The organism is Rhizobium sp. CF142 (assembly GCF_000281145.1).
In the GTDB taxonomy this organism is placed as follows: domain Bacteria; phylum Pseudomonadota; class Alphaproteobacteria; order Rhizobiales; family Rhizobiaceae; genus Rhizobium.
Map to the genome: position 1 here is coordinate 25,748 of NZ_AJWE01000129.1, position 24,342 is coordinate 50,089.

Genomic DNA, 24,342 nt, shown 5'->3' on the forward strand with positions numbered 1-24,342 from the left:
GGGTCGCCTGCGACACGAAGCTCTGCGGGAGGAGTTGCATTGCTTCGATGCTCTAAAGATACCAGGGACTGCTCACCTCGCCAGCGCTCAGATTGCAGTGCAGCTATGCATATGTTGCAATGGAGCATCAATTCTGTGCTCATTTTTCGGTCATTATGGGCGCGACGCATTCTTCTCGGTGCTCGGCTCGAAACCGAGAACGAATTCGATCACCTTGGCGGCGGACATTTCGCACGGCTTCAGTAGCGACCTCGATCCTGCCAATCGGTAGAGGTTGAAGCTGACGATATTCGTTGCGCTAAGCTCCTCACCATAAAGCCAGGTCCGTTTGCCATCCTCCGACCATTTGACCGTCACTCCCCATCGTCGACCGCCAAAATATCCGGCGCGATAGCCATCCGGCAATTTCGCAAGCGCGTCTTCGAACGTCACTGTAACAGGTGGAAGTGTTTTGCCGCAGGCGGTCACGGTGCAAGGCATTCGTCGCAGATCCCGCAGCCATCGTCATCCATGCTCGATGCCGGACGCAACTTTCGACAGCACGGACAGGTCGTTGCATCCGACGCGCACGTCTCTTCGCGGTCCGGCGGAAAAATGTCAATGCAGACTTTCGACAGTGTATTAGCCGCGCTTCGATCCATGGCGATGCTCCACGTTGGGGTTTATACAGAGATGGTACGCCGCGAAGGCTGCACAAGCCGTCAGATCGCTGTCTGCCACAATCGAACGGCCTTCTTGACGATCTTCCCCCGACCTTGTTCATTCGTGCAATGGGCAGAGCCGCTAACGCTGTGCAGATCAGAGTTTCTATCGACGAGATCCAGCCGGAAGTCTGGCGTCGGTTAGTCCTGCCGGTTCATTGGAACCTGGAGCAGTTGCATCTCGGAATTCAGGCCGCATTCAACTAGTGGAACTATCATCTCTAGGAGTTCCGCATCGGTGGTCTGCGGTATGGCGACGTTGAGACCCTGATGGAGGATGCAACCGATGAGGATCCTCGGGTCTTCGATCAGAGCGAGGTTCGCTTGCTGGACTTCGATCAAGGTGCCGTCTTCAGCTACCACTATGATTTCGGGGATGGCTGGCGGCACACAGTTGCGGTTCAGGAGTTCTTGACGCTCGCTTCTACGCCCAAACAAGGAAGCTGCATCGCCGGCGAAAGGGCGCGACCGCCCGAAGATGTTGGTGGCGTCTCCGGTTACGAGCGGTTTCTGGAGATCATCGCCGACCGGGAAGATCCCGAATATGACGAAACCATTCGGTGGCGCGGTGGCTACTTTGATCCGGAATGGTTCGACCTTTCGATCGCGGACAAAGATCTCCGCAATGCTTTACGCTCGAACGTCAAACGGCGTCTGTATCAACCGAAACCGAAAGCCGTTCCGAAGAAATGAGTTGGGCGAGGATTCCAAATGGAACGTCTTGAACGGACACGAACCGACAGCCTTATATCTTACAGGGGCCGTCCTTTTTTCAAATGCACGTCCAGCTAACATCGCCCCGGCCCTAGAGGAATGACCACTTTGAGGCCGTAAACGGACTGGCGGCTTTGCTAGAGGGCAGTAAGAACAGCTGACACCGCAGACCGGCTGGCAAGCCTCGTAGCCAAGCGCGGCGATCAACGCCGTCGCTATCGCAATTCTGTGCTCATGCCTCGGCGATCATTGCTATCGAGACTTTCATGTCCGGAATGCGCACAGGCATCTTGGCGCCCTGTCGGGCAGGTGGATTGCGTGGAAACCACTTAAGCCATTCCTCATTGGCACCTGCGAAGTCCTCCTCGTCGGCCACGATCAGCGTCGCACTGACCGCCTTCTCCAAACCGCTCCCTGCGGCTTCCAGAATAGCGGAGATGTTGCGAAGACATTGTTCGACCTGGGCCTGCACCGGCCCCTTCACAACCTGCCCTGTTAACGGGTCGATCGGCGCAGTCCCTGACACGAAAACCAATGCTGCGGCCTTGAGGGCTTGGCTGTAGGAAGCTGGTTTATGGAACACGACCGGGTACGGCTTCAGGGACTTTGCTGCCTGGACCTGACGCGGATATGTCAATTCCGGTCGGTGCCATTTTGAGCTGGATGCTGGTTTCGATAAAAAAGACCTTTGCGTCATGGCATCTGATCTGGACACATCGGAGGGTTCGAACAGGTGACCGTCAACCATCCCACCATCGTCAAGGCCCACCTTCCTTCGATCTTGTCCGACGCTCAGGCTATGGCCGCGAGTAGCCTTGCCTCAGCATCAAGGAGTTCATCAACCACAGTCTGATCAACGTCGTCGATACCGATGCGCCCTTCCAGGTGGATCATCTCGGCTTTCCTTCCCAGTTTATACGCTGAAGACCGTGTGACTTTAGGAGAGCGACCTCATAACGGGATGGCTCAACAGTTCTCAGGCGTTCTCGTGAGCAGGCGCTGGCGAGGGATGAAAAGAACATCGTCGAGCATGTCATCCCGCGAGCAACGGTAGAGGTCGGCCGCTGACCGCCATGCTCGGGCAGCAGTGCCGCGACGACAACCCGACTGGTGGCATATCCGCGGAGTCTTTCCCAAATAGGCGTCGCGATGGTGAGTACAGCCCGCCCGTTCCCCGCGTTCAAGGTTGAAGGTTCAGCAACGTCAGGCCGCTTATTGATTGTTCGACGTTTCGCGCTAATTGGCCAGGATGACAAATAAAAAAGTCGTTTCCACAAAACGCTACAGCAAAGCAGAAACAACCCACGTCGAGTCGCAGACGCTTATCGTGGCGCAAAAAATCGCACGAGATAAGAAAACTTCACGGCTTCGCGACTTGCGTCTGTCCAGGGATGCCGAAATCGCCGCCAACGGACCCGTGCCAGCCGTAAAGGCGAAGAAGCAAACGACAAAGGCCGCGTAAGATGCCTCCTCACCATTGTGGTGGGCGCTGTGACGCATTCTTGCCCGCGGTTCATGCCGCGACTATCTGAAAAACGAGGGAACTATGGCCGGATGCACCCTGCTTCGGCTCGGCCTAGTGATCGATCAAGCAGCGAACGCTGCCGGCAGCCAAACTCTAAGTGACCCGTCAAGTCGCTGCGCTTCTTAATTCAACGGGTGAAGAGCAAGTTATTGTCAATGACGTATTTGCGTTGGTTCCGGCGACGGATGGCCCATCAACGGACCAAGGTTCTGGTCTCGAAATAGCGCCACTACCAGCGCTTTCATTGGAACAAAAATGATCGAAATCAAAGCGTCATAGAAAACCAGGCATTAGGACTCACTCAGCATCGGCGACAGCTGGACTTTTTGATTTCGTCAGGCAACCCCAGGAGCGACCTATGAACGATCTCGCAAGAATACCAGTCCCGCTGAGCCAGGAGGAACTGCGAAAGATCGATGCATGGTGGCGAGCTGCAAACTATCTGAACGTCGGGCAGATCTATCTTTCTGCCAATCCATTGCTGCGCGAGAAACTCTCGGTCAAGCACGTCAAGCCGAGACTATTGGGACATTGGGGCACGTCGCCCGGCCTGAACCTGATCTATGTGCATCTGAACCGGCTGATCAGGAAATACGACCTCAACACGATTTATATGGCCGGCCCTGGTCACGGCGGGCCAGCAATGATCGCCAACGTTTACCTTGAGGGCAGCTACACCGAATTCTATCCCGAGGTAACCCAGGACGAGACCGGGATGCTCCGGCTCTTCCGGCAGTTCTCGACACCGGGCGGGGTTCCGAGCCATGTGAGTGTTCCAACGCCCGGATCCATTCACGAGGGCGGCGAGCTCGGCTATGTGCTGGTGCATGCCTTCGGGGCGGTGATGGACAATCCAGATCTAATCGTGACAGCCGTCGTCGGCGATGGGGAATCGGAAACGGGTCCTCTGGCGGGAAGCTGGAAAAGCATCGATTTCATCAATCCGGCCCGTGACGGCGCCGTACTGCCGATCCTGCATCTCAACGGCTATAAGATCTCCGGGCCGACAGTCTGGGCCCGCCACAGCGATACGGACCTGGCAAAGTTCTTCGAAGGACAGGGTTATGCGCCCTACTTTGTCGAAGGCGACGTGCCTGAGACGGTGCACCAGGATTTTGCCGAGGTTCTCGAGACGGCGATCGGCAACATCCGGGCGATTCAGACATCGGCGCGCACCGGCGGCGTCGATAAGCGGCCGCTCTGGCCGGTGATCGTCTTGCGCACGCCGAAAGGCTGGACCGGCCCGAAGGTCGTCGACGGCCTCCCGATCGAGGGCACGTTCCGCGCCCATCAGGTTCCGGTATCCGAGGTGCTCACCAAACCCGAACACTTGCAGATCCTCGAAGACTGGATGCGCAGCTATAGGCCGGAAGAGCTCTTCGACGAGAACGGGGCTTTCCGTGCTGAATACGCCGAACTTGCACCCGCCGGCGAGCGTCGAATGGGATCGAATCCCAATGCCAATGGCGGCAAGCTGACGGTGCCGTTGAACCTGCCGGATTTCAATGCGTACGCGGTAAAATTCGAACGGCGCGCGCGAGACAGACTGGGGTCGACCGCGGTTCTTGGCGAATATCTACGCGATATTTATACAAGCAATCCGGACAATTTCCGCTTGTTTTGCCCTGATGAAACCAACTCGAACCGACTCGGGGCCGTGTTTGAGGTTTCAGACCGCTGCCTGGTCAGCAATATCGTGCCTGGTGATGATCATGTATCGCATGACGGTCGCGTCATGGAAGTGCTGAGCGAGCATTGCTGCCACGGATGGCTGGAAGGCTATACGCTGACAGGTCGTCATGGTCTCTTTGCCACGTACGAGGCTTTTGCCATGATCGTCGACTCCATGTCGATGCAGCATGGAAAGTGGATGGAGCACGCCAAGCGTGTGCCGTGGCGTGCGGATATTCCGTCGCTGAACTATCTGCTCACCTCGACCTGCTGGAGGAACGATCACAATGGCTTCAGCCATCAGGGGCCAGGGTTCATCGACACAATCATTCATCGCAAGCCGGCTGTCGCCCGCGTCTACCTTCCACCGGACGCGAACTGCCTTCTATCTGTTGCAGACCATTGTTTCAAAAGCCGGAACTACCTCAATCTGATCGTCATCGATAAACAGCCGCAACTGCAATGGCTGACAATGGAGGAGGCAAGGGCCCACTGCGCCAAGGGTGCCGGTGTCTGGGATATGTACAGCAACCAACCTGCGGAGCCGGACGTCGTGCTGGCCTGTGCTGGTGACATCCCGACGCAGGAAACGATCGCCGCCGCCTGGATGCTGCGCCAGCATGCGCCTGATCTGAAAGTGCGCGTCGTCAACGTCGTGGATCTGATGCGGCTCTGCCCGGCAGACCGCCATCCGCATGGCATGAGCGATACCGACTTTACAGAGATATTCACGACGACGGCGCCCGTCATCTTTGCCTTCCATGGATATCCCGGTGTCATCCATGATCTCCTGCATGGCAGGGAGGCGCATGATCGCTTTCATGTTCGGGGCTATCTCGAAGAAGGCACGACCACCACGCCCTTCGACATGGTCGTCCTCAACAAGATCAGCCGGCTGCATCTTTGCCTGGATGTCCTGCGCTATGTGCCCGGCATGCTGTTGAACAATGCCGCGCTCGCCGCGCACTGCACGGGACTGCTTCGGGAACACGATATCTACATTCGCAAACATTTCGACGATTTGCCTGAAATCAAGGAATGGATCTGGTCGGAGTGATAAAACTCAATCCAGAGCAAACAAACGGAAACACCATGTCGTCGGGGGACGCCCGGGACAGGCCTGGCAGGGTGGTCGCTATCCGCGGCGCAGTGATCGATATTGCTTTTGAAGCCGGGCATCTTCCCGCGATCGAAGAGGCCGTGGTCATTGAAGATGCCGTGCAGAAAACCGTGGTCGCCGAAGTTCAGGCCCATGTTGATCAGTCAACCGTTCGCGCCATTGCGCTTCAGGCGACGACGGGCTTGAAGCGTGGGGACGTCGTGCGCCCATCCGGAAGCCCGGTGACCGTTCCGGTGGGAGACGCCGTATTGGGACGGCTTATCGACGTCGTCGGGCGGATCGGTGACAGCCTTGGCGACCTGCCAGCCGACACCCTGCGCCGGCCCATTCACCGACCACCCCCTCCCCTCTCTGCCCAGACAGGGGCATCGGACCTGTTCGCGACAGGCATCAAGGTCATCGATCTGTTGGCGCCGATGGCCCAAGGCGGCAAAGCAGCCATGTTTGGCGGAGCGGGCGTTGGAAAGACCGTGCTTGTCATGGAACTCATCCACGCCATGGTCGCAAGTTATGAGGGGATATCGGTATTCGCAGGCGTCGGCGAACGCTCGCGTGAGGGCCACGAGATGCTGCTCGACATGTCGGGCTCAGGTGTCCTTGGTCGGACATCGCTCGTCTATGGCCAGATGAATGAACCCCCTGGTGCGCGTTGGCGGGTGCCCATGACTGCACTGACCATCGCAGAATTTTTTCGCGATGAGCAGCATAAGAATGTTCTGCTGCTCATGGATAACGTCTTTCGCTTTGTTCAGGCGGGAGCTGAGGTTTCCGGTCTTTTGGGGCGTCTGCCATCCCGAGTCGGCTATCAACCGACCCTTGCGAGTGAAGTGGCCGCACTTCAGGAACGGATCGCGTCAGTGGGGGGCGTTTCGATTACGGCGATTGAAGCGGTCTATGTTCCGGCTGACGATTTCACGGACCCGGCCGTCACCACCATTGCAGCACATGTCGACAGCATGGTCGTGCTGTCGCGTGGAATGGCCGCTGAGGGCATGTATCCGGCCGTCGATCCCATCGCCTCCTCCTCGATCCTGCTCGATCCGCTCGTGGTTGGCGAAGAACATGCGCGTGTAGCCATGGAGGTCCGCCAGACGATCGAACATTATCGCGAGCTTCAGGACGTCATTTCCCTGCTTGGCGTCGAGGAGCTTGGGAGCGAAGACCGGCAGATCGTTCAGCGCGCGCGCCGGCTTCAGCGATTTCTGACGCAACCCTTCACCGTCACGGAGGCCTTTACCGGTGTTCCAGGGCGCTCCGTTTCCGTGGTGGATACGATCGCGGGCTGCAAGGCTATCATGGCGGGAACTTGCGACGGCTGGCAGGAAAGCTCGCTCTATATGATCGGGACCCTTGAGGAAGCGCGCCAGAAGGAGGAGGCTGCTTTGAAACCTGCAGCATCAGTGGCGGGCGTCAAATGATAGGCAAATTGCATCTCACGATCACAACGCCCACGACCGTCCTTGTCGATGCCGCCGAGGTGACGTCTGTTCGCGCTGAAGATGACAGTGGCGGCTTCGGTATCCTGGCGGGACATGCCAATTTGCTGACGGTCCTCTCCGCCTCCGTCCTGCGGTGGCGGGATCTTACCGGAAAAGAACGCTACTGCGCCCAAAGCGGCGGTGTGCTGACTGTCGCAGATGGAAGCCGCGTCCTCGTTGCCTGCCGCCAGGGAACATGTGGGGAAGTGCTCTCGAAACTGCAGGACGAGGTTCTCTTGATGCGCGCAGCCGCCGTCGAATCCGACCGAAAGTCCCGCGTCGAGCAGACCCGCCTTCATGCAAACGCTGTCAGGCAGCTCATGCGTTTCATGCGACCGGACGCAGCTGCTGCCGGCCCTCTCTCAGAAAGGGGCCTCCGCCGGTGATCACTCCTCCTGATCCGCAAAAAGAAGATAAGTTGGCCAATGCCGCCCGGCGTTCTGCCGACCGCGCAAAGGCGAGCCTGGAAAATCCTGAGCCGTCGCTCGGCGCCCGTCTCGGTCAGATCGGTGTGCTTGGCTGGACGATTGTCGTGCCGACATTGCTCGCCCTCGCACTTAGCCGCTGGCTGGACCGTGAGTTTGCAACCGGTATCTTCTTTTCCGCACCGCTCATCATCATCGGTGTGATCTTTGGATTCTGGTCTGCATGGAAATGGATGCGTCTGCCATGACGGATGCACTCTCTTTGATGACAGCTGCAACGGCGGTTCACGTTGTTCTTGGATTTGCCTTCGGGACACTGCTGGGCGCCGTCTATTTCCAAAGCCTCTGGTGGAACGTTCAGTTGTTGGCCGGCGGCGGTGCATGGCGGGCAATCGGCCTGCATCTTCTTCGCTTTGGCGTTCTGACGGCGTCGCTCTATGCCGCGTCCAGATATGGAGCTGTCGTCCTTATATCTGCAGCGTTCGGAATTATCATTGCGCGGTCTTTCGTGCTGCGGCGTGTACGGAGCCTGCAATGAAATCACCGCTTGCGCTCGATCCTCTCTTTAACGCTGGCCCTGTGCCAATCACCATGCCTGTCATCGTCACCTGGGCGATCATGATTGTTGTCGTCGGATTGGCTTTCCTGGCAACACGACGTCTCAGCCTTCAACCGTCACGATCTCAGGCTGCCCTGGAAGTGCTCGTCGACGCGATCGACGGTCAGATCCAGGATACCATGCAGGTCGATCCCCGGCCCTATCGGGCGCTGATCGGTTCGATATTCATCTACGTGCTTGTTGCGAACTGGTCTTCGCTTATTCCCAGCATAGAGCCGCCGACGGCTCATATCGAGACGGATGCAGCACTCTCATTGGTCGTTCTCGGCGCCACCATCTTTTACGGATTAAGGACACGCGGCGTCGCCGGATATCTGAAGACCTTCGCTGAGCCCAGTTGGGTGATGATCCCGCTCAACATCATTGAGCAGATTACGCGAACCTTTTCGCTCATCGTGCGCCTGTTCGGCAACATCATGAGCGGCGTCTTTGTCGTCGGCATCGTCCTGTCTCTGGCCGGTCTCCTGGTTCCGATCCCGCTGATGGCGCTGGACCTGCTGACCGGAGCGGTACAGGCCTACATCTTTGCGGTGCTCGCGACCGTGTTTATCGGAGCAGCCGTCGGTGAACGCCCGAAAGCCTCCCCACCTTCGAAGGAGAAAAGCAGACCATGAACGTGATCGGTATCGTCAGTATACTCGCCGCCGCCCTTGCCGTATCGTTCGGGGCGATCGGCCCGGCGCTCGCGGAAGGACGTGCCGTGGCCGCGGCGATGGATGCGATCGCCCGGCAGCCCGAGGCGGCCGGGACCATTTCCAGGACGCTTTTCGTCGGCCTGGCGATGATCGAGACCATGGCGATCTATTGCCTGGTCATCGCCTTGCTTGTCCTCTTCGCCAATCCGTTTGTCGGTTGAGACCGGCGCTCAGATGCACATCGACTGGTGGACAATTGGACTGCAGACGATCAACGTCGTCGTTCTGATCTGGTTATTGAAGCGCTTTCTACTTCAGCCCGTGGCGGCGGTCATTGATGCGCGCAAAGCGGCGGCAGAAAAGCTCTTGAACGAGGCGCAAGCGGCGAAATCGGAAGCCGAGGAAGCCAAGATCAAGGCGCAGGCAGAGGTCTTACGCCTCGGCGAAACACAGGCTGACGTTCTGGCAAAGGCAAATCAACAGGCTGAAGCCGCCAAGTCGGCACTGCTTGACGATGCCCGCACACAGACCGATGCATTGCGAAAACTTGCCGAGATCGATATTGCGCGATCGCAAGCCGAGGCACGCAAGGCGGATGCTGTCCATGCCAAGACACTGGCGGTGACTATTGCGGTCAAGCTGTTCTCCAGGCTGCCGGATGAGGCCAAAATCACGGGCTTCATCGACGGTATGGCCCGGGTACTGGCCGACCTGCCGGAGGCCGAGCGGCAATCAATCACCGAGGCGATGCCGTTGGCGATAAAGGCGCCTCGACCGATGACAATGGCAGAAATGCAAGCATGCACGGCAAAGCTATCTGAATCGCTCGGCAAACCTGTGACCCTTGACGTTGCGGTCGAGCCCGATCTGATCGCCGGTCTTGAAATCGATACGCCTCATGCGCTCGTTCGCAACAGTTTTCGCGCCGATCTAGACCGTATTGCCCTGGAGTTGAGCCGAGATGACAACGATTGATATCGACGACAAGCCTCTCTGGTTCCAACGTGGCAAAGACGCCATTGCGCGCGCGGCACTCGCACCGGAAGGCGAAGCGATCGGACGCATCGAGCATATTGCCGACGGAATAGCCCGGGTTTCGGGTCTGCCGGATACGCGATTGAACGAGCTGTTGCGGTTCGATGGCGGTCGCACCGGGTTTGCGCTCACACTTGATATCGATAGCATCAATACCGTACTCCTCGATGATGGTGCGGCCATCCAGGCGGGCTCTCAGGTAACCGGGACCGGAGAAGTCGTGCGCGTGCCCGTTGGACCGGGACTTCTGGGGCGGGTCGTCGATCCCCTCGGGCGTCCGCTTGATCGCGATGAGGCCGTCGTCGCCGCGGACTACCACGCAGTCGAGCGCCCGGCGCCTGCAATCATCGAGCGTGATCTCGTATCTCGTCCCATGGAGACGGGTATACTTGTGTTCGATGCTCTGTTCGCACTTGGCCGCGGTCAGCGCGAATTGATCATCGGCGATCGCGCCACCGGAAAGACGTCGATCGCAATCGACACCATCATCAACCAAAAACATTCCGACGTGATCTGCGTCTATGTCGCCATCGGCCAACGGGCGACAGCCGTCGAACGCGTCATCGAGGCCGTTCGCCAACATGGCGCTCCGGAAAGGTGCATATTCATCGTCGCTTCGCCGGCAGCCTCGGCGGGCCTGCAGTGGATTGCCCCCTTCACCGGATTTACCATCGCCGAATATTTCCGCGACCGCGGCGGCCATGCGTTGATCGTGGTCGACGATCTTTCCAAGCATGCGGCAACACACCGGGAACTGGCCTTGTTGACGCACGAATCTCCCGGACGGGAAGCTTATCCGGGGGATATTTTCTATCTGCACGCACGCCTGCTGGAGCGCGCTGCGATGCTGTCGCCAGCTCTCGGCGGCGGCTCTTTGACGGCATTGCCGATCGCCGAAACGGATGCCGGCAATCTTTCCGCTTATATTCCGACAAACCTCATCTCCATCACGGACGGGCAGATTGTGCTGGATTCGCACCTTTTCGCCGCGAACCAGCGACCCGCGGTCAATGTTGGCCTGAGCGTCAGCCGCGTTGGAGGCAAGGCACAGCATCCAGCGCTGCGGCAGGTCTCCGGACGCATTCGCCTCGATTATTCCCAGTTTCTGGAACTGGAGATGTTTACAAGGTTTGGCGGGATTTCGGACACGCGGGTCAAGGCTCAGATGGATCGGGGCGAGCACATTCGAATGCTGCTGACGCAGCCGCGGTTTTCGACGCTCAGAACGGCCGACCAGATCGCGCTCCTTGCCGCGCTGGAGGAAGGCATTTTCGATCAAATGTCGATTGCAGCCATCGCGATCGTACGCAGCCGCATCAGATCCTTTCTCGATACGGCTGGCGCAGATATCATCGCTGCAATCAACGCCGGTCGAAAATTGGATCCTCCGCTGCTCTTGCGGCTCGTTGAGCTGGTTCGATCCCTTGCCGCCGAAGTCAGCAACGACACGGCAAAGCCTGAGGGTGCATCATGACGGATCGGCTGAGCGACGTCGAAGCCCGCATTGGTTCCGTGCAGCAGCTTTCGTCGGTGGTTGGCGCCATGCGCGGTATTGCCGCCGCCCGGTCGCGCGAAGCACGACAGCAACTTGACGGCATCCGCTCTTATTCTCAGGTGATTGCGTCGGCGATCGGCGAGGCACTGGCCTTGTTGCAGGGCGGTCGCGCAACCTATTCGGTGACGGGCTCACAAGGACGGCAAGCCGTTATCGCGCTCTGCGCTGAACAGGGATTTGCGGGTAATTTCAACGAGCGCGTGCTCGACGCCGCGTTGGCGGTGGCTGACCCTGCTGCTGTTCAAGAGGCCGAACTGCTGGTCATCGGCGATCGAGGCCTGATGATCGCCGGCGAACGCGGATTAAAGATAGCGTGGTCGATGCCGATGATTGCCCATGTCGATCAGGCTGCAGATCTCACCAATGCAATGGTCGAAGCGCTCTATGCGAGACTGGACGCCGGAAGCATCGAGCAGGTCACGATCGTCCATGCAGCTCCTGGCCATGCTGAAGACTTCCAGGTTCTGACCAGGCGATTGGTGCCCTTCGACTACCAGCGGTTCGCGATTGCGCCCGGCACGGCGGCTCCTCTCATCACTCTTCCAGGCGAGGTTTTGGTGCAACGGCTCACAGAGGAATATATTTATGCGGAATTGTTCGAAGCTGTGATCCTCTCATTTGCCGCCGAAAACGAAGCAAGAACACGGGCAATGATCGCAGCCCGGACCAATGTGTCGAAAACCCTCGATGAACTTGTGGCCCGATCGCGGCAATTGCGTCAGGAAGAAATCACCAACGAGATTGTCGAACTGGCCAGCGGCGCGCAAAGCGCCACCTTCTGGCGACTGGACGTCTAATGGCGATCGACGCAAAAACACCTCGCTAATCGGACAGTTCCGCATATGGGTCACTTGAACCGATCTCCCCGCTATTCCAATCACGTAGGGTAGCCGCGCGTTTCCTAAGTTCTGGTTATCCGTAGCGGTTCCGTGTCACGCCATAATTGCCGGAGCCGGGTCTCTATAATCTTCCTGCTTCGTCAGCATGGCCCATATATTCCGCGCCATTTTGTTTGCCAGTGCGATAGCCACCAGCATCTTCGGCTTCTTTGCGAGCATCCGTGAAAGCCACGATCCATGCACTGGCGGTTTGCGACCCGCCCAACTTACGCAGGTCATCGCACCGATGATCAGAAGTCTGCGAATGTCGGCCTGTCCGGCCTTCGATACCCGGCCGAGTCGTTCCTTTCCGCCCGACGAAAATTGTCGGGGAACGAGACCAAGCCAGGCTGCGAAATCTCGGCCGCACCGGAAATTCTCCATCGCTGGCGCGAAGGCTTATACCGCCAGTGCGACCAGCGGACCCACGCCAGGCATCGTTTGAAGTCGATGCGCGATTCCGCTCTGCCGAGACAGGTCCACGAGCTTCTTGGCCTTCTCCTTAATCCGGGCTGTCTTCTCGTCTATCTGAGCCAGAAGATCACGGCACTCCTCCCGCACGAGTTCAGGCAGGTCGATCTCAGCCCTCTCAACGATCGCTTCAATGCGCTGGATGTGAGCAATGCCCTGTGGAATGGCTTGGCCATATTCATAGAGAACAGCACGCAAAGCGTTCACCAATTCCGTTCGCTGGCGGACAATCCGCTCGCGCGCCCGAAACAGAACCGCCCGAGCTTGCTGATCCGCAGTTTTGGGCGGGACGAAACGCATCTCGGGCTGACGGGCCGCGATGACGATTGCTTCAGCATCGGCGGCGTCGTTCTTCTGGCGCTTCACGAAAGGGCGGACATATTGCGGAGCGATCAGCCTGACCTCGTGCCCCACTTTGACCAACTCACGAGCCCAGTAATGAGCGCTACCGCAGGCTTCCATAATCACAATCGCTGGCGGCTGTTCCGATAGGAAGCGGAGAAACTGTCCTCGTGACAGTTTCTTTCGATACCGTACTTCGCCCGCCATCGTTGCTGGACCGTCGGGCCGCGCCAAGCGCTGGTCCCTCGTCCGCACCGCCATCCGCCGCTCGCGAAACGGCACGTTATCAGAGTTCACTTCGAGCGTCAGGATGGCAAAAGGCTTCCGGCCATACGGCGATCTCTGGCCGCTGTGGCGGTTGATTCAGTCTTCCTCATCGTGGAAATCGCGGCGAAGGCTGCGCCTGCGCCCGAATTCCCGCTCCTCTTCTTCCGTCACAAAGGTTTCGGCTTCCGGAGCCCATGGCTCCTCCTCGTCGGGATAGCCGGACTCCAAGAAAGTCTCGGCCTCGATATAGGCCCGGGCTTCTGGGCGCAGTTCGACCTCGAGGACGTGCACGGCGACCTGTCCGGAATATTCCCTTATCGGCTCGGCATAGGCATAGCTTGCCCAAGGGAAAAGCGTTGCCATGACCCCGTGGAGATTGGTCGCGCGAAGATGATAGTCGACCTGCAGGTCCGGCTCTTCCTCCGGGCCTTCGCCGATATAAATACGGAGATTGCAGAAAGTCGGCGTCGCGTCGCCCCACTCGTCCCACAGAAAGAAAGCTGTCTGATCCTGCATCGCCTCCATCAGAGCGCGATCGAGCGCAAATACGGAACGCAGCAGCGATTCCTCATCCGAGGGGGTGGCCTCTTCGAAACCGAGCCTGGCAGCAGCGTTGAGAAGGTTGGTCGGCGGGATGGCGATCGACCACTCTGCGTCCGTTTCCTCCAGTCGCCCCTTCTCCACCATTTGCCATAACGTCAGGCCGGTATGGTTATCGACGACGATCACACAGACGGGCAATGAATGCTTCGTCCAATAATCCAGATGTCTCTTCTCTCCGTGGTGGATGTAGTCGCCACCAGGCTCTGCCTGGAACGACATCGATCTGATTTGCAGCGGCAGGAATCTGCCTGTCGGCAGGCCTTGGTCGAGGATTTCCGCGCGTGCGTCGATGCCGATGCCGGATTCAGGCAACCGGCGAAAGGCCCATTTGAAATCGCGAACGAAGATTTTCTCGACCGCGTCGATCGCAAGCCGCACGGTCGGGTCGGTCTCATATCTGCTCGGCCTCCTTATGTGCTGCAAGCGCGAGGGCAATGTTGGCGAAAATATTCGGCTTCGAAGGAAGACGAAGACTTTGATTGCCGCCGTTGTCACGGCGGCAAGCTGAGCACCTATTGCGATGAGTCTGGCCTGGAAGAGTCGAAACACTGAAGTATTGCCGTCACGAAGCGCCGGCTCCCCTGTTCACACGGTCGAGCAATGCAAGCAGGCCTTTGAGAATATCGATCGGCGAAGGCGGGCAGCCCGGAATATGCAGATCGACCGGCACGACCTTCGAAACGCCGCCGACGACTGCGTAACTTCCGGCAAAGAGGCCGCCGTCGCGGGCGCATCCGCCGAGTGCGACCACCCATTTGGGACCGGGCGTGGCATTGTAGGTCCGCTCAAGGGCTTCCCGCATGTTGCTGGTCACAGGTCCGGTCACCAGCAACACATCGGCGTGCCGCGGCGAAGCGACGAAACGGATACCGAAACGCTCTATGTCGTAGAAGGCGTTGCTGAGCGCATGCATTTCCAGTTCGCAGCCGTTGCAGGAGCCGGCGTCGACGGCGCGGATCGACAGGCTGCGTCCAAGCCGCCGGCGGGCAGCCTTGTCGATGGCGATAGCGAGCTCCTCCATCGCCGCGTCGGCCTGGAAAGGCGCCGGTTCCGTCAGCGGTGGCAGGATAAGACTTTCGAAGAGCAGCTTGCGCATGACAGCCTTCCTTCAGAGATCGTGCCCGGAATAAGAGCAATTGAACGACTTGTTGCAGAGCGGGAAGTCGGCGACGATATTGCCCTCGATCGCCGCTTCCAGCAGCGGCCACTGGAACCAGGAGGGATCGCGCAGATGGCAACGATCGATCCTGCTTCCGGAACTCAGCCGCAGCCAGACCAGCACATCGCCGCGAAAGCCCTCGACCAGCGCCACGCCTTCCCGGCTTTCGCCGGTGAAAGGGATATCGGTGACGATCGGACCGGCCGGAAGCCGGTCGAGAATCTGCCCGACGAGCGACAGGCTCTGATCGACCTCGCGAATGCGAATCCAGATGCGGGCATTGACGTCACCTTCCTTGAGCAGCGGAACGTCGAAAGCCAGTTCGTCGTAGGGAGGATAGGAAAGGACATGCCGGGCATCGAAGCTGCGGCCGGATGCCCGCCCGATGTAGCCGCCCGCGCCGTAGTGCCGGGCTAGCGCGGCGGTGAGGCTGCCTGTCCCGACTGTGCGATCCTGAAGCGAGGTGGTGTTGTCATAGAATTCCACCAATGCCGGAAAGGTCCGGCGGATATCGGCAAGCAGGTTACGCAAGCCGGCCGCTCCGTCATCGCTCAGATCGGCCATGACCCCGCCGGGCATGATAAGGTCGCGCATGAGCCGGTGGCCGAAGGCCGCATCGGCGGTGCGCAGCACGCGTTCGCGCAGCACGCCGCAATGGGTGAGCATCAGGGGGAAGGCGGCGTCGTTGCAGATGGCGCCGATATCGCCGAGATGATTGGCAAGCCGCTCCAGCTCGGCCATGAGCGCCCGCAGCCAGACTGCGCGGGTCGGGACTTCGAGGCCCAGCGCAGCCTCCGCCGCCCGCGAAAAGGCATAGGCGTAGGCGACCGTGCTGTCGCCGGATGTGCGCCCGGCGAGTTGCACGCCACGGATCAGGTTGGCACCGGCCATCAGCGCTTCGATCCCCTTGTGGACATAGCCGAGCCGCTCTTCGAGGCGAACGACGGTCTCGCCGTTTGCCGTGAAGCGGAAATGCCCCGGTTCAATGATGCCTGCGTGCACCGGACCGACGGGAATCTGATGGAGGTGCTCCCCTTCGGCGCCAAGGAAGGCGTAAGGTGCCGCGTCCTGTGCATGCTGCGAGGGACTGTCCGCTAGCGGAAAACGCCGGTCCCATTGGCCATGGTCGAGCCAGTGCCGGTCATCCGGCAGACCTTGCGGATCTAGCCCGGCAAGATCGCGGATCGTCCGTTCCATGCGCATGGCAGGCGGATGGTATCTTGCGACGGACGGATAACGATCCTCCAGGCCTTCCAAGCTAAGAATGCCAATCGCACCAGCCGTCTCATCGAGCAGGGCCATATGGACGGCACGCCCCTCGCCCCAATAGCCGAGCAGGGTCAACTGCCCTTCCGCAAGCTGTGTCGCGGCAACCTCCCAAGTCGCCGGATCGACAACGGCGCGCGGCCATGGACTGTGGTGAGGAACCAACTGGCCTTTCCGAAGAAGATCGCTCAGCATCGACATGTCCGCTCTCCCATCACCGCAGAAGATTTGCGATATGCTGGAACCAGGCGACCAGCGGCGGCGGCAGGTAGATGCCGGCGCCGAGCACCAGCGCCAGATGGGCATACATCGGCATGTAGGATGCCTCTGACGGCTTGGTGCTGCCACGCGGCTGGCCGAAAGCGGCGCCTGTCAGCCGGAGTAAGAGGGCCCCGGAAGCGACCAACAGACCGAACACGAGCAGGATGGCAAGCAACGGTTGCTTCGCGAAAGCCGAGCTGACGATCAGGAATTCGCTCATGAAGACCCCGGCCGGCGGCAGGCCGACGATGGCAACGACACCGGTTACCAACCCCCAACCGAGCGCCGGATGCGTTTCGGTCAGGCCGCGGATGGCAGAGAGGCGCTGTGTCCCCTTGATCTGGGCGATATGGCCGACGGCGAAGAAGATCGCCGATTTGGTCAGCGAATGCATGACCATATGCAGCAAACCGGCAAAATTGGCGAGCGGCCCGCCGAGCCCGAAGGCAAAGACGATAATGCCCATGTGCTCGATCGAGGAATAGGCAAAGAAGCGTTTGATATCGCGGCGGCGGTAGAGCATGAAGGCGGCAAAGTTCAACGAAGCGAGCCCCATCGTCATCATCAATGGCCCCGGCGCGATCGCCTCCGGACTGGCGGCAAGCAATATCTTGAACCGCAGTACGGCATAGAGCGCAACGTTCAGCAGCAGGCCGGAAAGCACGGCCGAAATCGGCGTTGGACCTTCCGCATGTGCATCGGGAAGCCAGGCATGCAGAGGCGCCAGGCCGACCTTGGTGCCGTAGCCGAGCAGCAGAAAGATGAAGGCGACATTGAGAAGCGCCGGATCGAAGGCTGCAGCATGATCCACCAGGATGGTCCAGACCATGGCGTCATAGCCCTCGCCGACGACTGGCTGTGCGGCCAGATACACAAGGATGGTGCCAAAGAGCGCAAAGGCAATGCCGACGCTTCCGAGAATGAAATATTTCCACGCGGCTTCGAGCGCTTCATGGGTGCGGTAGATGCCGACCATCAGCACCGTCGTCAGCGTGGCGATCTCGACGGCAACCCACATCAGCCCGATGTTGTTCGACACGAAGGCGAGGTTCATGCCGAACATCATGATCTGGTACATCGCGTGATAGAACCGCAGGTTCGCGGGCGTCAGGCGGTCCGTCTCAAGTTCATGGGCGATGTAGCTGGCGCTGAAGAGGCTTGTGGTGAAGCCGACGAAGGTATTGAGGACGATGAAGACGATGTTGAGATCGTCGACGAGCAGATACCGCCCCGGCGCGGGCCGTTCGGTGACGAACAGCGAAAGCGCGGCAAGCAGGGTAAGCAGGCTTGCCGCAACATTCAGGCGTGCCGTCATGCGATAGCCGGGCAAGAGTGCCAGAAGGGCTGCCGCTGCGACCGGGATCAGCAGGATGGCAGCGACCGCATCGAAGGGCAGGACGAAGGAAGAAACGTTCATTTCCGCCGTCTCCCCTTGAAGTCGTCGAGCGCGCGCACATCGATAGTGTCGAACCGTTCACGGATGCGGAACAGAAACACGCCGATGACGATGAAGGCGACGAGGATGGAGAAGGCGACGCTGATTTCGACCACCAGCGGCATGCCCCTGGCGCCGGTCGCCGCAAGCACCAGGCCGTTTTCCAGCGACATGAAGCCGACGACCTGGCTGACGGCGTTGCGGCGCGTCACCATCACTAGCAGCCCGAGCAGCAGGACCGACAATGCGAAGGCAAGGTCTTCACGCGCCAGGGGATTGGCTTGCGGCGTGACACGCAGCATCACCACCATCGCCAAAGCGACAAGGCCGATGCCGGCAAGCATGGTGGGGCCGATACCGACGACGGTCTCGATCTCGCGGTGAATGCCGAGCTGGCGGATCATGCGGTGAAGCACCACCGGGATGACGATGACCTTGAAGAGCAGAGCGATCACCGCCGTGACATAGAGATGCGGCGCATCCTGGATAAAGGCCTGCCATGCCACCGACAGGGTCAGCAGCAGCGAGTGCAGCGCGAACACGTTGAGCAATGCATAGAGGCGATCCTGGTAGAGCATCATCATGCTGACGACGACCAGACCGCCGGCAAGCAGATGGGCGATGTCGAAGGAGAGACCGTTCATCACAGGCTCCTCGAAACGAAGCGCAGAAGGACGGCAAGCAGACCGAGCATGAGCGCCGCGCCCAGGAATTCCGGCACGCGGAAGACCCTCATCTTCGCGGTTGCGGTTTCAAACACGGCAAGCAGCACGCCGCCAACCGCCAGCTTGGCGAGATAGGTGAAAATGCCGATCAGGTAGGCGGCAGGCCCCTCCCCGAAAGCCGCGAGCTTCCACGGCACGAACATGCAGGCGATCAGGGAGACATAAAGAAGCAGCTTGAGGGATGCGGCCAGTTCGATCATGGCGAGATGGCGGCCGGAATATTCGAGCACCATGGCCTCGTGCACCATGGTCAGTTCGAGATGGGTGGCCGGATTGTCGACGGGGATGCGGGCATTCTCGGCGATCGCGACGATGATCAGCGCAACGAGAGCAATCGCCAGCGAAACGCGCAACCCCACCTCCGGAGAGGTCATGAAGACGGCGATGGTCGAAAGCTGAGTCGATCCGGCGACAAGCGCGAGCGTAAAGATGATCAGCAGCATCGACGGCTCGGCAAGGGTCGCGATCATCATCTCGCGGCTCGATCCGATGCCACCGAAGCTGGTGCCGACATCCATGCCGGCGAGCGCCAGGAAGAAACGCGCGCTGCCGAGCAGGGCGATGATGGCGATCAGGTCGGCGGTCCAGCTGAAGATCAGTCCCGTGGCGAAGGTCGGGATGATCGCCGCTGCAACCCAGGTCATGGCAAAGATCAGATAGGGGGCCACACGGAACAGCCATGAAGCATTCCCGGCCAGCACGACCTCCTTGCGCAGAAGCCGCGACAGGTCACGGTAAGGCTGAATGAGGGGGGGCCCCCGGCGGCGCAGCAATCGTGCCTTCGTCTTGCGGATAAAGCCGGTCAACAGCGGCGCAAGCAGCACGACGAGCACCATCTGGAAAATCTGAGCGAAGAGAGCCGAGATCACGACCATAGCGCCAGCACCAGAAGCAGGAATACCAACGCCAGGAAGACCAGGCTGAGATAGCGCCTGATCGTCAGAAACTGCAGATGGTTAAGCTTTTCGGCGGTGTAGCCAACCGCCCCCGCAATCGGCAGATAGAGCCCCTCCCAGATGAAATCATGTGTCTCGACGCCAAAATGCGCGGGCCGTGTATCTCCAGGCGCCGGCATGTAGACTCGTTCGCGTGCGTGGAAAACCAGCGTCCCGAAGACGCGCCGGATGGGCTGGGCGAAGCTGCCGGCCGTATATTGGGCCGCCGGACTGGGCTCGGGGAAGCCGCAGTCCCAGGCCGGCGCCCGGCGCAGCGCTCGCGACGCGAAACGGTGGATGAGATAGGCCGTCAACGCTGCCGAAAAGAGCGTGAAAAGAAAGACCAGCAGACCGTTGTAGGAACTGCGGCTTTCGACGATCGGCACGATCGATAGCCATGGAATATCCGTCTGTACCGGCATCCGCTCGCCGATCAGCGAAAGCGTCACCGGCGCCAGCCAGTCGATAACGACACCCGGCAGGATGCCGGCAACAAGGCACAGGACTGCCAGGGCGAACATCGCAGCAAGCGAGAAGCGGTCGACCTCCAGCGCATGTTCGGCGGCGGCGGTTCGCGGACGGCTGAGGAAGCTGACGCCGAACGCCTTGACGAAACAGGTGGCCGCAAGTGCCGCCGAAAAGGCAAGCAGTCCGCCCACGGCCGGCACCATGATCTTCAGCCCCCATTGCGGCAGGTCGGGGCTTTGCAGAACGGCCTGGAACGCCAGCCACTCGGAAACGAAGCCGTTGAACGGCGGCAACGCCGAAATCGCCACGCAACCGATCAGGAATGCGAAGCTGGTGAACGGCATGCGATGGATGAGGCCGCCCAGTCTCTCCATGTTGCGCTCGCCCGTTGCCGTCAGCACCGCGCCGGCGCCGAAGAACAGAAGGCTCTTGAAGAGCGAGTGATTGAGGACGTGGAACAGAGCGGCCGTGAATGCCAGCGCCGCAGCCAGCCCCATGCCGTTTGCCGAAAAGGCGAGCGCAAGCCCGAGACTGATGAAGATGACACCGATATTCTCGATCGTGCTGTAGGCAAGCAGCCGTTTGAGATCGTTCTCCATTGTTGCGTGCAGGATGCCGAGCACGGCCGTCCCGCCACCGACCGTGAGGACGACGACGCCCGACCACCACGCCGGCGCGTCGAGCAGATCGAAGACCACTCGGATGAAGCCATAGACCGCGACCTTGGTCATGACGCCGCTCATGAGCGCCGAGACATGGCTCGGCGCTGCCGGATGCGCCAGGGGCAGCCAGGCATGCAAGGGAACGAGACCGGCTTTCGAGCCGGCGCCGAAGAGCAGCAGGATAAGCGTGATGGCGGCGACAAACGGCGTGTGCATATGCCCGGCAGCACGCATGGCTGCGAAGCCGTAGTTGCCCTCCGGGCCTGCCAGCAGACCGAAAGCAAGCACCAGGACGAGCGTACCGAGGCTTGCCATGACGATATAGAGATAGCCGGCCTTCCGGCTGTCGATATCACGATGATTGGCCATTACCAGCGCCCATGATGCGAGGGACATGAACTCCCAGGAAATGAGGAAGGTAAAGGCGTCGTCGGCCAGGATCACGAGGTTCATGCCGGCGAGAAAGGCAGGGAAGAACGGCAGCACGCGATGCTGGGCATGCTCGTGACGGCCGTAACCGAGGGCATAGAGGCTGGAAAGGGCGCCGCCGAGATTGACAACCGCGAGAAAGAAGGCGGCAAGCGCATCGAGCCGGTAACGGCTTCCGAGCCACGGCAAGCCGATCGGAAGAACCAGCGTCGGAGCCGGCGTATCGGAGATCGCCCCGGCGAGATGCACCAGCGCGGTCGCAAAGGCGGTCGCCGAAACGACGAGGCACGATCCGTATATGATCCGCGTCGCGTAGTTCGACCGCGCGATGAAGACCGCAACAACCGCGATCGCAAGCAGCGCCGCCGCGTACCACAGCATGGCGGAAACAGGCGTCATGGGCGTGTCCTCGCGCCACGCGCGGACCCGGATGATCCTTTCGCTCCGCCATCGGAAGGCTTAGCCTTCGCCTTGAGCCGGACCCCTCGCCCGCCCTCTTCGCTCACAGCCCCTTCGTTGATCAGCTCGATGCCGGCGCCATCGAACGCCGCCAGCAGCCGCATCAGCGAATCGACATTGCCACGCACGACGTCGGCGCTCGCTTCCATGCGCTGGATTGTCGGCACCGAAATTCCCGCCAGATCGGCCAGCCGACGCTGGTCGATGCCGAGAAGGGCCCGGGCGGCCCGCATCTGAGCGGCAGTAATCACGATCAAACCATCGTTTATCTTGCGCAGGCCCTGATATTTGCCGGATATGATCTACTTATTGATGTTTTAAATCAAGATTTCGATGCGTCATCTTCGTTCGATGCAGATCTTTGGCTTGTGAGGACGTCGCACCAGGGAGTAAGGATGAGCCTCATCATCGACCCAGGAGAGATCGACGTCCGAGAGCGCCTCTGCCGTCAGCGGCCGCAACTCTGGACGATGGGTCCGCCTCAAAACGTGGTGGCAGATCAGATCCCCGGTCGTTGAGCCCTTTGAAAGTAGCGTGCAAGGCGTACCCCTCCTCCAGGCGATCCTGATGCGGTCGCGCCGATAGTTCGGACAAATGCTCGTAAGACAAGGCTCTCATCGTAACGAAAAGATCGATCTCAGCTTGGCGGCTTCGCTTGCTGCGATCGCCGGTGCGCTCAACGCCTCGGCGTTCTATGCCGTTGGCTTCTTCTCCGCCAACATGACCGGCAACGTGTCAACGCTCTCCGATCACCTTGCCGTCAGCCAATTTCTTTCTGCCCTGTTTTACGGCGGTATCGTCGTCTCCTTCGTTCTGGGCGCGGCAGTATCGACGCTGATCGTCAAGGAAGGCCGCCGCCGCAACATGCATGCCATCTATGCCTACAGCATCCTCACCGAGGCGGCACTACTTGCCATTCTCGGCTGCGCGGATCTCTGGCTGCTCTCCACCTGGCGCGTGCCGGTCCTCATCCTGGGGCTTGCCTTCCTGATGGGCGTGCAAAATGCCGTCGTTACCCGCATCTCCGATGCGCGTGTGCGCACCACCCACGTTCCCGGCATGGCCACCGATCTCGGCATCGAACTCGGGACCGCCTTTGACATCTTGCTTGGACGCGAGCCGACGGCAGAAGCCCGGCGCGACCAGACCAAGCTCCGGCTGCATCTCTATACGATCACCTCGTTCCTGGCGGGCGGCATTCTCGGCGTGATCATCTATCGCGCCATCGGCGGCTACCTCCTCATTCTCGCCGCAGGCCTCCTAACCGCGATAGCGCTAGATGCCATCCGACGCGCGAGACGCACACCGGCCCTTCCAAGCGAGATTCCGGCAAGAATGGGGCCGTAAAACTCCAGCGAATTCACAGGAATCAGTTTTCGGGTTAATCTAGGCGTTGGTGCAGCGATCGCAGTGTAAGTCGATTTCTGTCTCTGAAGTCCTGGCTATGCGGTAGCTTTTCTGCATCGGACGGATTTCGGGCGGGCGCATGCGAGCATCCGGTTCAGGACGCCGCAGCCAATGGCCACTTCGGTCTGCTGTGCTGCGAACGAGCGTGCCCTCAGCCGGGTGCCGATGATCGATTTGTACCGGCCGATCGCGTTCTCCACCAGCGATCGCTTGCCATAGCTGGTATCGACTTGCCACTTAATCCGGCCATCGGCGTCGATGGCCGCGATATGTTGGTTTCGTTGATCGGTGGGATCGCTGGCTGGCTGTTCCACCGCATTGGCACGTGGCGGAATTACCACCGTAGCGCCGGGGCTGTGCCTGATAACAGCCTCATAGGGGGGATTCCCATCATAAGCGCCATCGGTCGTGAACTGCCCGATCGGCATCTCTATCTGGTCAAGCAGCGGCTCCACCTGAGAAGCGTCGCCGGCATCCTGATCCGTCATGACCTGTGCGATGATCCCGCCGCTGTCGGCATCCAGCGCCAGATGCAGTTTACGCCAGTTGCGACGGGATCTGGCGCCGTGCTTTTCCTCCAGCCATTGGCCCGCACCGTAGATCTGCAACCCTGAACTATCGATGAGGACGTGGACGGGCCCCTTGTCGGGGACACGAGAAAACTGCCGCTTGTTCGGCGCTCTCGGGTTGCTTGCCCTTCGGCTCAACGTCGTATGATCGGGAACGGCCAGATCCAGCCCCATCAGCTTGAGCACCGAAGCCATAAAGACTTCCGTCTGTCGCAGCCTCAGGCCAAACACCAATCCCAGCGTCAAAGCAGTCTCTATCGCCAGATCGGAATAGCGCGGCTGACCGCCGCGTGTTGTTCGCTTCGGCGCCTGCCAGGACGATACTACTTGCGGCGAGATCCAAAGCGTCAGGCTGCCTCGCCGACGAAGACCGGCCTCATATTCCGGCCAGTTCGTCAGCTTGAACTTCATCTTGTCGATGCGATGGCGGCGAGAGGCGTTGTGTTTGAAGGGCATCGTCGGGCAGACCAGTTATGAGACTGGAACAGCACCTAAGCCGCTGCGATTAACGATCCCTGCACCAACGCC

Annotated in this window: 24 protein-coding genes and 1 pseudogene; 12 read left to right on the forward strand and 13 right to left on the reverse strand. The window is 59.9% G+C overall.

The annotated features are described in order from the left end of the window. Window positions 1-153 precede the first annotated feature (153 nt). Window positions 154-480 carry a hypothetical protein gene (locus PMI11_RS32515; RefSeq protein WP_007826037.1) on the reverse strand — a complete coding sequence of 109 codons (327 nt, stop codon included), beginning with the start codon at window positions 478-480 and terminating at the stop codon, window positions 154-156. A gap of 290 nt (window positions 481-770) precedes the next feature. On the opposite strand from PMI11_RS32515, the pseudogene PMI11_RS32520 reads away from it, so the two are divergent. Further along, window positions 771-1,394, forward strand: a pseudogene (locus PMI11_RS32520) (plasmid pRiA4b ORF-3 family protein). 253 nt (window positions 1,395-1,647) lie between these two features. Here the strand turns inward: PMI11_RS32520 and PMI11_RS32525 are convergent. Beyond that, window positions 1,648-2,163 (reverse strand): RidA family protein, encoded by a 516-nt coding sequence (locus PMI11_RS32525; RefSeq protein WP_202803167.1) that lies wholly within the window; start codon window positions 2,161-2,163, stop codon window positions 1,648-1,650. Window positions 2,164-3,298: 1,135 nt separating this feature from the next. Here PMI11_RS32525 and PMI11_RS32530 point away from each other — a divergent pair. The 10 genes from PMI11_RS32530 to PMI11_RS32575 are packed head-to-tail and all read left to right on the forward strand — an operon-like array spanning window position 3,299 to window position 12,275. Next, window positions 3,299-5,668: a phosphoketolase family protein gene (locus PMI11_RS32530; protein ID WP_007826045.1), complete on the forward strand. Its 2,370-nt coding sequence runs from the start codon at window positions 3,299-3,301 to the stop codon at window positions 5,666-5,668. Window positions 5,669-5,703: 35 nt separating this feature from the next. Next, on the forward strand, window positions 5,704-7,149 hold the full coding sequence (gene atpD, locus PMI11_RS32535; RefSeq protein ID WP_007826047.1) for a F0F1 ATP synthase subunit beta: 1,446 nt from the start codon (window positions 5,704-5,706) through the stop codon (window positions 7,147-7,149). Beyond that, window positions 7,146-7,595 (forward strand): F0F1 ATP synthase subunit epsilon, encoded by a 450-nt coding sequence (locus PMI11_RS32540; RefSeq protein ID WP_007826049.1) that lies wholly within the window; start codon window positions 7,146-7,148, stop codon window positions 7,593-7,595. The genes atpD and PMI11_RS32540 overlap by 4 nt, the downstream gene beginning before the upstream one ends. A gap of 32 nt (window positions 7,596-7,627) precedes the next feature. After that, window positions 7,628-7,882, forward strand: a complete 255-nt coding sequence (locus PMI11_RS32545; RefSeq protein WP_157179724.1) for an AtpZ/AtpI family protein — start codon at window positions 7,628-7,630, stop codon at window positions 7,880-7,882. After that, complete coding sequence (locus PMI11_RS32550) at window positions 7,879-8,172, forward strand: ATP synthase subunit I (protein ID WP_007826052.1); 294 nt, start codon at window positions 7,879-7,881, stop codon at window positions 8,170-8,172. Before PMI11_RS32545 ends, PMI11_RS32550 begins: the two co-directional genes overlap by 4 nt. Continuing rightward, a complete protein-coding gene (locus PMI11_RS32555; RefSeq protein WP_007826053.1) occupies window positions 8,169-8,867 on the forward strand; it encodes a F0F1 ATP synthase subunit A in 699 nt (232 codons plus the stop codon). The genes PMI11_RS32550 and PMI11_RS32555 overlap by 4 nt, the downstream gene beginning before the upstream one ends. Continuing rightward, window positions 8,864-9,109 carry a F0F1 ATP synthase subunit C gene (locus PMI11_RS32560; RefSeq protein ID WP_007826055.1) on the forward strand — a complete coding sequence of 82 codons (246 nt, stop codon included), beginning with the start codon at window positions 8,864-8,866 and terminating at the stop codon, window positions 9,107-9,109. Before PMI11_RS32555 ends, PMI11_RS32560 begins: the two co-directional genes overlap by 4 nt. Before the next feature lie 13 nt (window positions 9,110-9,122). Further along, a complete protein-coding gene (locus PMI11_RS32565; RefSeq protein ID WP_007826057.1) occupies window positions 9,123-9,863 on the forward strand; it encodes a F0F1 ATP synthase subunit delta in 741 nt (246 codons plus the stop codon). Further along, window positions 9,850-11,397, forward strand: coding sequence for a F0F1 ATP synthase subunit alpha (locus tag PMI11_RS32570; RefSeq protein WP_007826059.1), 1,548 nt, complete (start codon window positions 9,850-9,852; stop codon window positions 11,395-11,397). The genes PMI11_RS32565 and PMI11_RS32570 overlap by 14 nt, the downstream gene beginning before the upstream one ends. Beyond that, window positions 11,394-12,275, forward strand: coding sequence for a F0F1 ATP synthase subunit gamma (locus PMI11_RS32575; RefSeq protein WP_007826061.1), 882 nt, complete (start codon window positions 11,394-11,396; stop codon window positions 12,273-12,275). Before PMI11_RS32570 ends, PMI11_RS32575 begins: the two co-directional genes overlap by 4 nt. A gap of 135 nt (window positions 12,276-12,410) precedes the next feature. Here PMI11_RS32575 and PMI11_RS38555 read toward each other — a convergent pair whose 3' ends face one another. The 10 genes from PMI11_RS38555 to PMI11_RS32620 form a co-directional block, all read right to left on the reverse strand. Continuing rightward, window positions 12,411-12,740 (reverse strand): transposase, encoded by a 330-nt coding sequence (locus PMI11_RS38555; protein ID WP_348258207.1) that lies wholly within the window; start codon window positions 12,738-12,740, stop codon window positions 12,411-12,413. 15 nt (window positions 12,741-12,755) lie between these two features. After that, window positions 12,756-13,466, reverse strand: a complete 711-nt coding sequence (locus tag PMI11_RS38560; RefSeq protein ID WP_348258209.1) for an IS110 family transposase — start codon at window positions 13,464-13,466, stop codon at window positions 12,756-12,758. Window positions 13,467-13,532: 66 nt separating this feature from the next. Next, complete coding sequence (locus PMI11_RS32585) at window positions 13,533-14,417, reverse strand: DUF4365 domain-containing protein (RefSeq protein WP_007826076.1); 885 nt, start codon at window positions 14,415-14,417, stop codon at window positions 13,533-13,535. A gap of 184 nt (window positions 14,418-14,601) precedes the next feature. Continuing rightward, entirely contained in the window at window positions 14,602-15,135 is a 534-nt protein-coding gene (locus tag PMI11_RS32590; protein WP_007826077.1) for an NADH-quinone oxidoreductase subunit B family protein, read from the reverse strand. A 12-nt stretch (window positions 15,136-15,147) separates the two neighbouring features. Beyond that, entirely contained in the window at window positions 15,148-16,665 is a 1,518-nt protein-coding gene (locus PMI11_RS32595) for a hydrogenase large subunit (protein WP_007826078.1), read from the reverse strand. 13 nt (window positions 16,666-16,678) lie between these two features. Next, complete coding sequence (locus PMI11_RS32600; RefSeq protein ID WP_007826079.1) at window positions 16,679-18,142, reverse strand: hydrogenase 4 subunit F; 1,464 nt, start codon at window positions 18,140-18,142, stop codon at window positions 16,679-16,681. After that, on the reverse strand, window positions 18,139-18,804 hold the full coding sequence (locus tag PMI11_RS32605; protein WP_007826080.1) for a hypothetical protein: 666 nt from the start codon (window positions 18,802-18,804) through the stop codon (window positions 18,139-18,141). The genes PMI11_RS32600 and PMI11_RS32605 overlap by 4 nt, the downstream gene beginning before the upstream one ends. Then, window positions 18,804-19,760, reverse strand: coding sequence for a respiratory chain complex I subunit 1 family protein (locus PMI11_RS32610; protein WP_007826081.1), 957 nt, complete (start codon window positions 19,758-19,760; stop codon window positions 18,804-18,806). Before PMI11_RS32610 ends, PMI11_RS32605 begins: the two co-directional genes overlap by 1 nt. Beyond that, entirely contained in the window at window positions 19,751-21,778 is a 2,028-nt protein-coding gene (gene hyfB, locus PMI11_RS32615) for a hydrogenase 4 subunit B (RefSeq protein ID WP_007826084.1), read from the reverse strand. Before hyfB ends, PMI11_RS32610 begins: the two co-directional genes overlap by 10 nt. Beyond that, entirely contained in the window at window positions 21,775-22,089 is a 315-nt protein-coding gene (locus tag PMI11_RS32620) for a helix-turn-helix domain-containing protein (RefSeq protein ID WP_244430739.1), read from the reverse strand. The genes hyfB and PMI11_RS32620 overlap by 4 nt, the downstream gene beginning before the upstream one ends. Before the next feature lie 343 nt (window positions 22,090-22,432). On the opposite strand from PMI11_RS32620, the gene PMI11_RS32625 reads away from it, so the two are divergent. Next, the gene (locus tag PMI11_RS32625) at window positions 22,433-23,185 is read left to right on the forward strand and encodes a YoaK family protein (RefSeq protein WP_007826089.1); all 753 of its coding nucleotides are present in this window, start codon (window positions 22,433-22,435) and stop codon (window positions 23,183-23,185) included. Window positions 23,186-23,280: 95 nt separating this feature from the next. Here PMI11_RS32625 and PMI11_RS32630 read toward each other — a convergent pair whose 3' ends face one another. Then, a complete protein-coding gene (locus PMI11_RS32630; RefSeq protein ID WP_007826090.1) occupies window positions 23,281-24,270 on the reverse strand; it encodes an IS5 family transposase in 990 nt (329 codons plus the stop codon). Window positions 24,271-24,342: the final 72 nt, after the last annotated feature.